Origin of the sequence: Clostridium sp. CAG:43 (genome assembly GCF_000434655.1) — a bacterium.
Taxonomy (GTDB): Bacteria; Bacillota; Clostridia; order Lachnospirales; family Lachnospiraceae; genus Otoolea; species Otoolea fessa.
Genome location: NZ_FR895060.1, coordinates 1 through 13567, shown reverse-complemented (window position 1 = coordinate 13567; position 13567 = coordinate 1). Strand labels below are relative to the sequence as shown.

17 protein-coding genes are annotated in these 13567 nt (G+C 50.9%); 16 read left to right on the top strand and 1 reads right to left on the bottom strand.

Going from position 1 to position 13567, the window contains the following annotated elements; genetic code table 11:
* From QVO97_RS12700 to rlmH, 3 genes are all read left to right on the top strand, one after another.
* On the top strand, positions 1-502 hold a 502-nt coding region (locus tag QVO97_RS12700), incomplete at its 5' end, for an alpha/beta hydrolase (RefSeq protein ID WP_369678384.1).
* Positions 393-956, top strand: a complete 564-nt coding sequence (locus QVO97_RS12695; protein ID WP_369678385.1) for an alpha/beta hydrolase fold domain-containing protein — start codon at positions 393-395, stop codon at positions 954-956. The genes QVO97_RS12700 and QVO97_RS12695, both read left to right, overlap by 110 nt.
* Positions 953-1432, top strand: a complete 480-nt coding sequence (gene rlmH / locus QVO97_RS04910) for a 23S rRNA (pseudouridine(1915)-N(3))-methyltransferase RlmH (protein ID WP_022359275.1) — start codon at positions 953-955, stop codon at positions 1430-1432. The genes QVO97_RS12695 and rlmH overlap by 4 nt, the downstream gene beginning before the upstream one ends.
* A 27-nt stretch (positions 1433-1459) precedes the next feature.
* Here the strand turns inward: rlmH and QVO97_RS04905 are convergent, their stop codons facing one another.
* Complete coding sequence (locus QVO97_RS04905) at positions 1460-1681, bottom strand: hypothetical protein (RefSeq protein ID WP_022359274.1); 222 nt, start codon at positions 1679-1681, stop codon at positions 1460-1462.
* A gap of 138 nt (positions 1682-1819) precedes the next feature.
* Here QVO97_RS04905 and QVO97_RS04900 point away from each other — a divergent pair, with 138 nt between their 5' ends.
* The 13 genes from QVO97_RS04900 to QVO97_RS04840 all read left to right on the top strand — a co-directional run bounded on the left by QVO97_RS04900 (position 1820) and on the right by QVO97_RS04840 (position 13494).
* Positions 1820-3205, top strand: coding sequence for an MATE family efflux transporter (locus QVO97_RS04900; protein ID WP_022359273.1), 1386 nt, complete (start codon positions 1820-1822; stop codon positions 3203-3205).
* Between the two features lie 55 nt (positions 3206-3260).
* Positions 3261-4316 (top strand): stage III sporulation protein AA, encoded by a 1056-nt coding sequence (locus tag QVO97_RS04895; protein ID WP_022359272.1) that lies wholly within the window; start codon positions 3261-3263, stop codon positions 4314-4316.
* 58 nt (positions 4317-4374) lie between these two features.
* Positions 4375-4851 (top strand): stage III sporulation protein AB, encoded by a 477-nt coding sequence (locus QVO97_RS04890; RefSeq protein WP_288188984.1) that lies wholly within the window; start codon positions 4375-4377, stop codon positions 4849-4851.
* 13 nt (positions 4852-4864) lie between these two features.
* Positions 4865-5059, top strand: coding sequence for a stage III sporulation protein AC (spoIIIAC, locus tag QVO97_RS04885; protein ID WP_022359269.1), 195 nt, complete (start codon positions 4865-4867; stop codon positions 5057-5059).
* Positions 5060-5231: 172 nt separating this feature from the next.
* Positions 5232-5618, top strand: coding sequence for a SpoIIIAC/SpoIIIAD family protein (locus QVO97_RS04880; RefSeq protein WP_022359268.1), 387 nt, complete (start codon positions 5232-5234; stop codon positions 5616-5618).
* 48 nt (positions 5619-5666) lie between these two features.
* Positions 5667-6875 (top strand): stage III sporulation protein AE, encoded by a 1209-nt coding sequence (locus QVO97_RS04875; RefSeq protein WP_022359267.1) that lies wholly within the window; start codon positions 5667-5669, stop codon positions 6873-6875.
* Between the two features lie 3 nt (positions 6876-6878).
* Positions 6879-7535: a stage III sporulation protein AF gene (locus QVO97_RS04870; protein ID WP_022359266.1), complete on the top strand. Its 657-nt coding sequence runs from the start codon at positions 6879-6881 to the stop codon at positions 7533-7535.
* Complete coding sequence (locus QVO97_RS04865; protein WP_022359265.1) at positions 7510-8190, top strand: hypothetical protein; 681 nt, start codon at positions 7510-7512, stop codon at positions 8188-8190. Before QVO97_RS04870 ends, QVO97_RS04865 begins: the two co-directional genes overlap by 26 nt.
* 14 nt (positions 8191-8204) lie before the next feature.
* Positions 8205-8936, top strand: a complete 732-nt coding sequence (locus tag QVO97_RS04860) for a SpoIIIAH-like family protein (protein ID WP_022359264.1) — start codon at positions 8205-8207, stop codon at positions 8934-8936.
* A gap of 307 nt (positions 8937-9243) precedes the next feature.
* Positions 9244-9633, top strand: coding sequence for an Asp23/Gls24 family envelope stress response protein (locus tag QVO97_RS04855; protein WP_118468531.1), 390 nt, complete (start codon positions 9244-9246; stop codon positions 9631-9633).
* Between the two features lie 492 nt (positions 9634-10125).
* Positions 10126-11205, top strand: a complete 1080-nt coding sequence (locus QVO97_RS04850; protein WP_288188981.1) for a sodium ion-translocating decarboxylase subunit beta — start codon at positions 10126-10128, stop codon at positions 11203-11205.
* Positions 11206-11552: 347 nt separating this feature from the next.
* Positions 11553-12755 carry a M14 family zinc carboxypeptidase gene (locus tag QVO97_RS04845; protein WP_022359260.1) on the top strand — a complete coding sequence of 401 codons (1203 nt, stop codon included), beginning with the start codon at positions 11553-11555 and terminating at the stop codon, positions 12753-12755.
* A gap of 397 nt (positions 12756-13152) precedes the next feature.
* Positions 13153-13494, top strand: a complete 342-nt coding sequence (locus QVO97_RS04840; RefSeq protein WP_288188974.1) for an AbrB/MazE/SpoVT family DNA-binding domain-containing protein — start codon at positions 13153-13155, stop codon at positions 13492-13494.
* The last annotated feature ends 73 nt before the right edge of the window (positions 13495-13567 follow it).

Genomic DNA, 13567 nt, shown 5'->3' with positions numbered 1-13567 from the left:
CCAGACCGGCGAATTCCGGAAAAATCCGGTCGAACCGGCGTGGAGATGTCCGGCGGAATATATTTATGAGCTGGTAAAAACAGAACAGTTTGTGATGGAATATTTGAAGCCGAAGCAGGCGGTGACGGGGCGCGTCATTTTGCAGCTGCACGGCGGCGGGTATATCGGTCCGATGAAAAATATTTACCGGCGGTTTGCGGTTAAGTATTCGCAGATCAGCTTCGGCGCGGATGTTCTGACGCCGGACTACCGGGTGGCGCCGGAGCATCCGTATCCGGCGGCGCTGGAGGATGCGGTGTACGCGTACCGATGGCTTCTGGAAGAGAAGAAATACCAGCCGTCCCAGATCGTGGTAGCCGGAGATTCGGCGGGCGGCGGCGGCGGGCGGCGGCCTGGCGCTGGCGCTCTGTCTGTATGCGAAAGATCACGGGCTGCCGCTTCCTGCGGGCATTATCACGATGTCGCCGTGGACGGATGTAAGTCTGAGCGGGGCATCGTATGAGGAAAATTATACGATCGATCCACTGTTTGGTAATTCGAAGGAAAATATGTTGTACCAGTGCAGCTACATCGGGAATGCCAATCCGAAAAATCCGTATCTGTCACCGCTGTTTGGAGATTTTGAAGGATTTCCGCCGATGCTGATGCAGGTGGGCGCGTATGAGGTGCTTTTAGATGATACAAGGGCGGCAGCGAAAAAAGCGCGCGCCGAGGGCGTCAAGGTGCGCTGCTCGGTCTATGACGGGATGTTCCATGTATTTCAGATGGGACTCGACCTGATTCCGGAGAGCCGCGAGGCATGGGAAGAGGTCGCGGAATATCTGCGGATCATCTACCGGATTCATCGGGAGCCGGAGGGAACGGTCGTGAAAAAGGTAAAAACGAGACGCAAAGAGACGGAAGACCGGGCGCGGCTGAATCTGTTGGCATTTTTAAAACGGGAGCTTAAAAAGTGAAGATTACGTTAGTGACAGTAGGAAAAATTAAGGAAAAATATCTGGAGGCGGCGATCGCGGAGTACAGCAAGCGGCTGGGGCGTTACTGCCGTCTGGAGATCGTGCAGGTGGCGGATGAAAAAACGCCGGATAAGGCGAGTGAGCTGCAGGAAGCGCAGATCCGCGACAAGGAAGGCGAGCGGATTCTGGCGCATATCAAGGAGGACGCGTATGTGATTGCACTTGCGATCGATGGAAAGCAGCGTTCCTCGGAGGAGATGGCGGCATGGATGGAGGACCTGGGCGTGCGAGGTGAGAGCCATCTGCAGTTTATCATCGGAGGTTCGCTGGGGTTGTCGCAGGCGGTGTTAAACCGTGCGGACACGAAGATCAGCTTTTCGCGCCTGACCTTTCCACACCAGCTGATGCGCGTGATTTTGCTGGAACAGATTTACCGGAGTTTCCGGATTATAAAAGGAGAACCGTATCATAAGTAGACATAATGCATGATGGGTGATTAAAAATCAGCTATTCATAATGCGTGAGAGCAGTTCGAGATCCTCTTTTTTGACCTTTAAGTTAGATGCCACCTCGGTTCCGTCCGGGGCGGTCACTTTTAGGGAAATGACGCTGTCCTCGCGCAGCGCGCGGGTGTAGGCGGCTTTCAGAAAAGGGAAAAATTTAGGGTGGCGGGCTTTGAAACGCGCCCACTCGTCCCGAAATTGCAGTAAGGATGAAAGATTCATGTGATTAAGTCCTTTCCGTTTTAATAACTGATGGTAGTGTATCATGCGCGGGGAAGGCATGTAAAGAGGAAAAATTATCAGTAACGAGAGGTAGACGGATAATTGTTCGCAGTAACGTAGACAGGAGAATCAAGATTCATGGAACAGGTACAGAAGAAAAATATACTAGGCACGGAGCCGATCGGCGGGCTTTTGCGGCAGTTTGCGGTGCCAAGTATTATCGCGATGCTGGTAGGCGCCCTTTATAATATCGTCGATCAGTTTTTTATCGGAAGAAGCGTGGGAGAGCTGGGTAATGCAGCGACGAACGTGGCGTTTCCGTTGACGATCTCCTGTGTGGCGCTGGCGCTTCTGTTTGGAATCGGCGGTGCGGCGTCCTTTAACCTGACGCTGGGAGGCGGCGATCGGGAAAAGGCGTTATTTTATATTGGAAATGCGGCGACGCTTCTGTTTGGAAGCGGTGTGATTCTGGGGATTGTGGCGCTTTTATGCCTGACGCCGATGCTGCACTTTTTCGGTTCGCCGGACAATGTGCTGGCGTATGCCCAAACGTATACGGGTATCACGGCTCTGGGATTTCCATTTCTGATTCTGACCAACGGCGGCGGGCATCTGGTGAGGGCGGACGGAAGCCCTCGCAATGCGATGCTTTACAATTTATCCGGGGCGCTGATCAATACGGTACTCGATCCGCTGTTTATTTTTGGATTTCATATGGGAATGGCGGGTGCTGCGCTGGCGACGATCATTGGACAGATTTTTTCAGGAATCCTGATTATCCGGTATCTGTGCCGTTACAAAAACGGACGGCTGACAGCGGCGCATCTTCGACCACAGAGAACATATGTAAGCATGATTACCTCATTGGGGGCGGCGGCATTTTTCAACCAGCTTGCGATGCTGGTGGTGCAGATCGTGTTAAATAAATCCTTGACCTACTACGGTGCGCATTCGGACTATGGGGAATCGATTCCGCTGGCGTGTGCCGGCATTATCACGAAGGTCAATCAGGTGTTTTTTTCGATCGTCATCGGTCTTTCGCAGGGTATGCAGCCGATCGCAAGTTTCAATTATGGCGCGAAAAATTATGCGCGCGTGCGGCAGGTGTATGGGTTGGCGCTCAGGTGGGGATTTGCGGTGTCGGCGGTGTCCTTTGCGTGTTTCCAGTTGATTCCGCGTCCGATCATCGGGCTGTTCGGGGAAGGATCGGAGATGTATTTCCAGTTTGCGGAAAAATATTTCCGGATTTACCTGTTTTTCACGTTCTTAAACTGTGTGCAGCCGATTGCGTCGAACCTGTTTACGGCGATTGGAAAACCGAAAAAGGGTATTTTCCTGTCCCTGACGCGCCAGATTCTCTTTTTGCTGCCGTTGATTGTGATTCTGCCGCTGTTTATCGGCATTGACGGCATCATGTATGCCGGACCGATCGCGGACTTTGTGGCGGGCGTGGTGGCGCTTGCGATGGCAGGCATGGAGGTGAGACGGCTGCGGCGGATGGAAAGTGCGTCCGTACATGCATAGGCGGATGGTATATTTTAGCCAGTCCTTCATATATTGAGGTAAGGAGGACGGGCTGATGAAGGAGGAACAATCAAAGCAGGATGTGAGGGCGCTGTTTCATTTTTTCTCCCGGAATATCCGGGAGCAGCTTCTGGCGCTTCCGCTTGAGGCGGATGGAATGGAAGAGGTGCGGCTGCGGGTTAGCGCGCCGCTGTATTACATATATAAAAATAAAGAGTACACAGCCGGAAGTGGATTCCGGGTCAGCCGGGAGGATGTGGACGAGACGCTGCAATGCGCGGCGCGTTCTTCCCTCTATGCTTACGGGGAGGAAATCCGGCAGGGGTTTCTGACCGTGCAGGGCGGACACCGGATTGGCGTGGCTGGAAGGACGATACTGGAAAACGGACATATAAAGGCGATTCATCCGATAACCTTTTTAAATGTCCGTTTTTCGCATCAGATGATAGGGTGTGCAGCAAAAATACGGTCGATTTTGACGGATTCAGGGACGGGAAGTATCCGGAATACGCTTCTGATTGCGCCGCCGAGATGCGGAAAAACAACACTTCTGCGGGATTTGATCCGGATGGTGTCGGATGGAGAAGAGGGAAAGGATAGGGACTCTGCTTTGACGGGGAGCTTTGAACGGCCTAAGGCAGGTGCAGGACATGAAAATAAAGCTGGAAAAATGGTGGAGATGAGGAAGCAGCATGGTGGAAAAGTGAGGGCGCAGACGGTCGGGGTGGTGGATGAGCGTTCGGAGATTGCCGCCTGCTATCAGGGAATCCCGCAAAACGATGTTGGCTGCCGGACAGATGTGCTGGATGCCTGCCCCAAGGCGGAGGGAATGATGATGCTGATCCGCTCGATGGCACCGGAGGTGGTCGCGGTGGACGAGATCGGCGGTGAGAATGATTTGGAGGCGCTTCGCTATGTGATGAACTGTGGCTGCAGGATTCTGGCAACCGTACATGGAAATTCAATGGAGGACATCCGGGAAAAACCGGGCTTGTCCTCTTTTTTGCAAGAAAAACGGTTTGAGCGGTATGTGGTGCTGGGAAATAGACGCGGACCGGGAACGGTGGAGGCGGTATATGATGCAGCTGGCGAGGAGCTCATATGTGGATAAAATTGCTTGGAATCTGCCTTGTATGTGTATCGTGTGCGGGGATTGGCGGGGGTGAGGCATTGCGCCTGATTGGCCGGAGGCGTTTTTTGGAGGAAGTAAAACGGATTGCCGCGGGACTGCGGGGAGAGATTGGGTATACACAGGCAGTTCTTCCTCTGNTACACAGGCAGTTCTTCCTCTGGTACTGTGCCGGGCGGGGGCACGCGGGGATGGAAAAGCGGGGAAGCTATTTTTGGTGGCAGGAGAGCGGCTGGAAGCGAATCCAGAGTGTCCGTTTGGGAGTATCTGGGAAGCGGTTCTGGAAGAGCAGGGGATTCGTCCGATGTTAGGAACAGAGGAATGGGAGCTGATGTGCCGGTTTGGAAACAGCATCGGGTATCTCGATTTGGAAATGCAGCAAAAGACGCTGGCACTGTATCTGGAAGAATTGGAACGGGCGATTGAGCAGCTGCGGCGGGAAGAGCCGGAGAAGAAACGGCTGTGCTGGGAACTTGGGATACTAGGCGGGCTGTTTCTGGCAGTGGTGTTGATGTAAGTGGGGGAAGAAAATGGGAGTTAATCTAATATTTCGGATTGCAGCAGTCGGTATCCTGGTTTCCGTCCTCTGCCAGATCCTCAAACACAGTGGGCGGGAGGAACAGGCATTTCTCACAAGTCTTGCGGGTCTTCTTTTGGTACTGTTCTGGATGGTGCCGTATATTTATCAGTTGTTTGAGACGATGAAGGAATTGTTTGCGTTGTAATGGACTCTCGGAATTTTTCTGTGCTTGATTTTGAGAGATGATTTTTTGTCAGTTGTGCCCAAATTTCTGAGGCGTATGTTGATGAAATTCGGGTGCAGCTGGCGAAAAATCAGCCGCAAAAGCGAGTGCGGGAAAGACTCCGAGCGTACATTGCAGGGAAGGGCGGTAAAAAATGTCAATTTTAACCGTATCGGTTCTTGGGATCACGGCAGTTCTTCTGGCAGTCCAGCTCAAGGGAAAAGGCGGCGAGTATGGGACGTACATTGTGATGGCGGCGGGGCTGTGTCTCTTTTTCTATGCGGCGGGAAAGCTGGAAGTGATTCTGAAAACACTTCGGACGATGGAATCCTGCATCGGGATCAGTCCAGTGTATTTGTCGGCGCTTTTGAAAATGGCGGGAATCACTTATATTGCCGAATTTGCCTCCGGGATTTGCAAGGATGCCGGGTACGGTTCGCTGGGAACACAGATTGAGATATTTGCGAAGCTGTCCATTCTGGCGGTCAGTATGCCGATTCTGCTGGCATTGTTGGAGACGGTGAAGCAGTTTTTGGCGTAGGGAAGTGGTAAGTGCAGAAAAGCGGAAAGATGGTGAGAGCAGGTGACGGTGGGAACAAAGATGGTTGTGCGGGCAGTGAGCGTTATGTTCTTGAGTGTATATTTGATGGCAGGAAATCATTTAACGGTGTCGGCGGCAAATGGTGAAAAGATATCCGAAGATTCGGATTTCAGTGTTTCTGGCGAGAATATGGATTCTCTTCTGAACTCACTGGATTTAAGCAGAATCGAAGCATTTTTAAGGGAAGCGGGAGGTTCGGCAGTCCCGGGGCTTTCATTCCGGGAAATCCTTTCGATGCTTCTCTCTGGCAATTATCAGAGTGTGGTTCGGATGCTGATGGATTTTTGCCGGACAGCCCTATTTCGGGAAATTTCAGAAAATGGCAGATGGATGGGGCAGGTCATCCTTCTGGGAATTTTAGGAGCGGTGTTCGCCAGCTTTTCGAGTCTCTTTGCCGACAGTCAGGTATCGGAGATGGGCTTTTATGTCACGTATCTTCTGATTTTTACACTGCTTGCTGCCAGTTTTTTGAATGGCGTGCGGATCACGCGGACACTGTTGGAGCAGCTCTTTGAATTTGTCCGGGTGCTGGTTCCTGCTTTTTTTCTGGCTGTTTCCTTTTCCGGAGGAAGTACCTCGGCAGCAGCTGGATATGCGTGGACACTTGCTTCCGTCAATGTGGCGGAATGGGTGTTTTTACAGTTGTTTCTGCCATGCGCCCAGTTGTATGTCCTGCTGTCGCTGGCGGGACATTTAAGCTCGAAGGATTTGTTTTCAAAAGCGTTGGAATTGCTGGAACAGGGGATGCGCTGGGGCAGCAAGGCGCTTTTGGGAGTGGTGCTGGGCTTTCATGTGCTGCAGGGAATGATTGCGCCGTATACAGATTCGGTGCGCCAGACGGCGCTGCGGCGGGCGGTCAGCCTGATACCGGGAATCGGACAGGGCGCGGCGGCAGTGTCGCAGGTACTTCTTGGAAGCAGCGTCCTGATCCGGAATACGGTGGGCATCGGGGGAGTGCTTGTGTTGGCGGCGGTGTCGCTTCTGCCGCTTTTGAAACTTTTAATCCTCTATCTGGGGTGCCAGGGAAGCGCGGCGCTTTTGCAGCCGGTCAGTGACAGCCGGGTGGTGGAGGCAGTCGGCGCTGTGGCGAAAGGATTTTATTTTTTGCTGGCAGCAGCTGGTTCGGCGGTGGTGTTATTTGCGCTTTCGATCGCGGTGGTGTGTGCGAGCACGAACGCGGCTTATTTTGCGGGGTAGAAGATGGAAGCAATTACTCACTGGGCGGGGAATATCGTCAGTTATCTAGTGTTTCTGACCGTTCTGACCGGGCTTTTGCCCGCACATAAGTATGAAAAATATATACGTCTGTTTGCGGGCTGTATCCTGCTTCTGATTGTGCTGAAGCCGCTGACGGACGGGCTGCGTCTGGAGGAGCGGCTGAATTATCTGTTTACATCTCTTTCGTTTGAAAATGAAGCAGGCGAGCTGAAAAGTGAGATGGATGAGATAGAGGTGCGGCGTAGAAATATGGTTTTGAGCCAGTATGAGGCGGAAGCGTCCAAGGAGGCAGTGCGGGTGGCAGCGGAAGCGGGATTTTCCGTGGAAAAGGCGGACGTAGAGCTGGAAAAAGATCCGGAGTCGGAGCAATTTGCCTCGGTGCGGAGTGTGACGGTGTATGTGGCGGGAAGTGAGGCGGGGATGGAAGCGGCGGAACAGGAGGATCCGAGTTCGATGATTGAAATAGAAAAAATTTCCCCGATTGAAATTTCACTTGAACAGGAGCAGAAGCAGGGAGAACCCGCCGCCGCGCAGGCAGTTTCATGGATGAATGGGGAAAAGATTTGGGAGCTTCAGCAGCGGCTGGCATCGTTTTATCAGGTGGAGGCGGATCATGTGGAAGTCAGGATGGAACCTTGACAGGGAATGGGTCAAACGAAATGAAAAATGGCTGATTTTGCTGGTGCTTGGGCTGGCAATTCTGATCTTATATGCGCCGTTTGGGAAGAAGACGATTGAGACGGGAGTCTGGCAGTCAGGGGAAAGATGGGCGGAGAGTGGAACAGGAACAAACGCTGGGAATAGAGCAGGGCAGGACAAAAATGGAAGTTCAGAAGAGAGTGATTCGGATGTCGAAACAGGTCTGCCAGGCACTGCATCCAGGCAGGACGCCAACCGCCTCTACGAGCTTCGCCTGGAGCAGCGGATCCGGGACGTTTTAAAGAAGGTGGACGGCGTGGGTGAGGTGGATGTGATGCTAACTCTGTTTTCTTCTTCGGAAAAGGTGCTGCGGGTGGATAAGGAGAGAAGCCGGGCGTCCACCTCGGAGACGGATTCTTCGGGTGGTACGCGGCAGCAGGCGGATGAATCGCTGCGGGAGAGCACCGTGCTGGCGGGAAGTTCAGGCAGCGGGGAACCGGTAGTTGAAAAAGAGCTGGCACCGGAGATTTCCGGTATCGTGATCAGCGCACAGGGAGGAGGAAATGCGTCGGTACAGAAGGAAATTTCGGAAGCGATGCAGGCATTATTCGGACTGCCGGCACATAAAATAAAAGTATTAAAGCGGGTGGAATAAAGGAGTATGCAAATATGAGAATGAAGATGAAACGCGTTTTCAGGAGAAATCAAATCATCATCACGACGCTGGCGATCATGATTGCGGCGGCGGGGTATCTCAACTATGCGGGAAAATCCGATCTGCCGGGGGCGGATACATATGAAGCGGGGGCGACCAAGATTTCAGATAGCGATATATATTCGGAAAATCAGGCGGTGTCCGGAAGCGTGGCGGACGGTGAATATGAGGAGATTGCAAGTCTTGACGATCCGGGAGAGGGCGATCCGCTGGCAGCAGGCAGTGAGGAGGGCACAGCGCAGGGAGCGGCGGACGGAGATGAGGCATCTGCGGACAATCCGGCAGTCGATAACCCGGGCGAGGCGGTTTTGACAGGCGGAACCGGCGTGGCAGAGTACATAGCCAATGTACAGCTCAGCCGTGAACAGATCCGCGCCAAGAACCGCGAAGCGCTGAATGCCCTGATTAACAATGAAAATCTGGATGCGTCGGCAAAAGAGGCAGCCGTTCAGGATATGCTGGCACTCAATGCGATAGCGGAGAAGGAAAATGCAGCGGAAACGCTTCTGATGGCGAAAGGATTTGCCGATCCGGTTGTCAGCATCACGGATGGAAAAGTGGATGTCGTTGTCAACGCGCCGTCCATCACAGATCCGCAGCGCGCGCAGATCGAGGATATTGTAAAACGGAAAACCGAGATATCGGCGGAGAATATCGTGATTTCCCTTTTAAACCTGGGAGATTGAGGAAGTTCGGATGAGTTAATGTTCCCGGGTAGGCACTTTTGAAACCGAAAGTGCCGTAAGAAAACGTGGTGGCAGCAGGAATTTGCCGTATTTAAATGCGAAGCCACGGCAAATTCCGTTACTGGGCACGTATGCGTGAACAGTAACTCGGATGAGATTCGAACCGGAAATGCCTTTGCAAACTCCTGTATTTTTGGTATAATAAAGACACTTAATTGAAATGTATTTCTGGAAGTATTCGAGCATCTGTTTTTTGTGGGAAGAGAAGATTCCGGGCGTACATGGAAGTGGTCAGGAGGGATTTGGAATGGCGAGAGAAGCAGAAGATAGAAGCACACATATCGTATATGAAAAGGACCGCATTGGAGAAGTGAAAATTGCTGATGAGGTAGTGGCGATCATCGCAGGTCTGGCAGCGACCGAGGTAGACGGTGTCGATTCGATGGCTGGCAATATCACAAATGAACTGGTCGGAAAGCTCGGCATGAAAAATTTGAGCAAGGGCGTGAAAGTGACCGTAACCGAGGATCACGTGGTTGTGGATCTGTCCTTAAATATGAAATATGGCTACAGCATCCCGGCAGTCAGTGAAAAGGTGCAGGACAAAGTAAAGACAGCGATTGAAAATATGACCGGTCTGATGGTTCTGGAAGTTAATATTAAGATCGCGGGTGTCAATATGCCGGCGGAAGCATAGCAGGTTTCGTGCTTTCGTAGCTTTTCATTTTCTTAACACAAAATACTCAGTTTGACCTTGACGGGGAAAAAACCGTATGATATGATGATCGCGTTAAAAGGGAGTAGTTATAACCATGTAACCAACAGACCCTGAGGATAGTAAACCTCATGGTTACATGCCTTGTGTAAGTCAGATGGCAGTGTGCTTTTGTAACAAAAAGCGTGTGCCGTATGATTCAAATGTGAGGAACAAGACTTTTAGCATATGTGGATGAAACGTATGCTGAAAGTCTTTTTTGTTTTATTAGGAAAAAGCGTCCTATGAAACAAAAACACTCACATGGCTGCATGTCTGGCGCGAAGAAAGACAGCTGCCAGAGCAGGTGTATCTTGGCAAGGGGCTCCAGGAAACAGAATATTTATGAAGGAAAACAAAATTAACAGGAGGAACAACATGGAATTTTTATGGGAAGGCGTCATGGCGATCACGCCGCAGCAGTTTGTGATGTAGCTGATCGGCGGGCTTTTGATCTGGCTGGCGGTCAAAAAGGAATACGAACCGGCGCTGCTTCTGCCGATGGGATTCGGCGCGATCATGGTAAACCTGCCATTATCCGGCGTCATTAACCAGGTGACGGAGGGCATCGGGGAGACACAGGGTATTATACAGTGGCTGTTTGAGACGACGATCAGCGCGTCGGAGGCGCTTCCGATTCTGCTCTTTATCGGAATCGGGGCAATGATTGACTTTGGACCACTTCTGTCACAGCCGATCATGTTTTTATTTGGTGCGGCGGCGCAGTTTGGCATTTTCTTTGCGATCTGTGTGGCATCGCTGATGGGATTCGAACTCAGGGATGCGGCGTCGATTGGAATCATCGGTGCGGCGGATGGACCGACTTCCATTCTGGTTTCCCAGATCATGCATTCCAACTATGTGGGTGCGATCGCGGTGGCGGCGTACTCCTACATGGCGTTGGTGCCAATCATCCAGCCATTTGCGATCCGTCTGGTGACGACGAAAAAAGAACGCCGGATTCACATGACCTACAGTCCGAAAAATGTGTCCAAAACGACCAAGATCGCATTTCCGATTGTAGTTACTATCATTGTCGGACTGATTTCTCCGGCATCGGTGGCGCTGGTCGGATTTCTGATGTTTGGAAACCTGATCCGCGAGTGCGGCGTGCTTCCGGCACTTTCCCAGACGGCACAGAACGAGCTGGCAAACCTGATTACCCTGCTGCTTGGCATCACGATTTCGTTCAGTATGCGTGCGGACGCGTTTGTGCGGGTTGACACGCTTCTGATTATGGGAATCGGTCTGATTGCATTTATCTTTGATACGATCGGCGGTGTGCTGTTTGCTAAATTTATGAACCTGTTTTTGAAGACGAAAATCAATCCGATGATCGGTGCGGCGGGCATTTCCGCATTCCCGATGTCCTCACGCGTGGTGCAGAAGCTGGCGATGGAGGAGGAAAAGGGAAATATTATCCTGATGCATGCGGTCGGCGCCAATGTATCGGGGCAGATCGCCTCGGTCATCGCGGGCGGACTGGTTATTAAGCTGGTAAGCCAGTATTTGTAATATAGGTCTGTCGGGCAGATAAAATGGAAAAGGAAGGCTGCACTTGAATGATGAAAAATCAAGAGACAGCCATTGCACTGATTGAGATGGAGGAAAATATCGGATGTGGAATAATTTTTTGATTTCGCTGGCAATTATGGGAAAAGGAATGGCGGGAATTTTCGTCGTTGTCCTGATTATTACGGCAGTGGTGCTGATTTTAGGTAAGTTAAAGTAAAATATAAATTGGAAAAAGTATCTTTCTTTTTTCTTTCAGTTTTATGCAGTTCGTTGACATTCGACAGAGGTAAATCTATAATAGAAACATTGTTTGTAAGAGTTTGAAAGGGCCAGAAGGAGACATGAGAATGAGTCAACGAAATAAAATTCAGCGCCTGCTGCGAAAAGGCGCTTTGGCAACTTGTTTATCCCTGTCAGTTGTGTGCAGCAGCTTATCGGCAGTTACAGCGTATGCAGGACCGGCGGATGATCCGGCAGCGGCAGCACCAGTGATCGGACCGGGCGGTCCGGGAACCACGACCGATAATGCGGCGGCAGGAACTGACACGAACGCGAATGCGGGACAGCAGGCGGATAATTCCTATTATAATCAGACGTTATCTAATCCGGTTGTCAATCCGGTGGACAAGTATTCCTATAGCCAGATGGTAAACGATATTTCGGCTCTGGCAAGCCGTTATCCGGGAACAGTGACCGTGAAATCGATTGGAAAATCGGCGGACGGACGTGATATCTACGATGTGATTGTCGGCAATCCGAACGCATCCAAGAAGATTTTGTTCCAGGGGGCGATTCATGCCAGAGAGTATATCGTTGTACCGCTGATGATGCAGCAGCTCGAGTATCTGGCAGCTGGATTTACGAATAATGGTACCTATATGACGCAGCCGCTTTCTAACATATTGGGACAGGTGGCATTTCATTTTGTGCCGATGCTGAATCCGGACGGAGTCACGATCAGCCAGATGGGCGAGAATGGTATCCAGTCGGAGGAACTGCGCCAGACGATGCAGGCGGCGTACGCGGCGGACAAGGCATCCAGTCGGACAACGGTCAGCTATGAAGAGTATATGAGACGCTGGAAGGCGAATGCACGCGGTGTCGATCTGAACTATAACTTTGCAGCAAACTGGGAGGGAATCAATGTGTCTTTAACCCATCCGTCTGCAAATGGTTATAAGGGAACCAACCCACTGTCAGAGCCGGAGAGCCAGGCAATCGCGAACTTGATTCAGGGAACGGGATTCAATGCGGTTATCAACTATCATGCGATGGGAAATGTGATTTACTGGGATACGCAGAACAACCAGAAAGCGGCAGAGTCCAAGGCGCTGGCAAACGCTGTTCATGCCTTGAATGGTTATTCCGTTCTTGGAAGCAAGGGCGTCGGCGGCTTGAAGGACTGGCTGCAGCAGGCAGCAGGCATCCCTGGTATCACGATCGAGGTAGGACGTTCCACCTGCCCGGTATCTTTCTCGGAATATCCGGCGATCTGGAACCAGAATAAGGCAGTCCCGGCAACGCTGGGATATTATGTGGCGACACATTGATGATGGAATAAAATGAAGATTAGATAGAAAAAGGATGTGCGACTGGAGTTGGAAGTGGTCGTACATCCTTTTTTGTTGTATAAGAATAAAGAGTTAGTGTTTGTGAGTTGGTTCACTATTTGGGTTATCAGTTCTTCCTATGAAACAAAAAACGCTCCGCGAGGATGCGCAGTGATTCTGATAGGAATATGTCAGCTTCGCTGACCAGAATCACGCGCCAAGTCTCACGGACGTTCGACTTGAAATGAAAAATTTTGCATGATTGACTTTGACGAATAAAATCCTTATAATAAAACCAAGAACAAAGAAACCAAGAATACAAAGAAAAAATAGACATATAATAAAAAAGGGGGAGTGCAGCATGTCAACATCGGTAATAGAAAGAGGCAATACAAAGATGAATCGGAAAATTCTCAGTATTTCGTCCAAAAGGCAGGTGACGATTCCACAGAAGTTTTATCAGTTACTCGGTTTTGGGGATGAGGCAGAATGTGTGATGCGTGATGGAGAGCTGATTATTCGTCCTATTAAGGTATCGTCAGGCGGTGAATTTGCAGAACAGATTTTAGCAGAGCTCATCAGGGAAGGTTTATCTGGAGAAGAACTTCTGACAGAATTTAAAAAGCGTCAGGCGCAAATGAGACCGGCAGCGGAGGCGATGCTTACGAAAGCAGAAGAGATTGCAGAGGGAAAAGCAGATTATGCAACTTATGAGGATATTTTTGGAATGGAGGATTAGTTTATGCTGCCAGTTCGATTTAATCCTCCTGCCGCAAAGTACATTAAGAAGCTGAAGGACAAGAAGTTAAAAA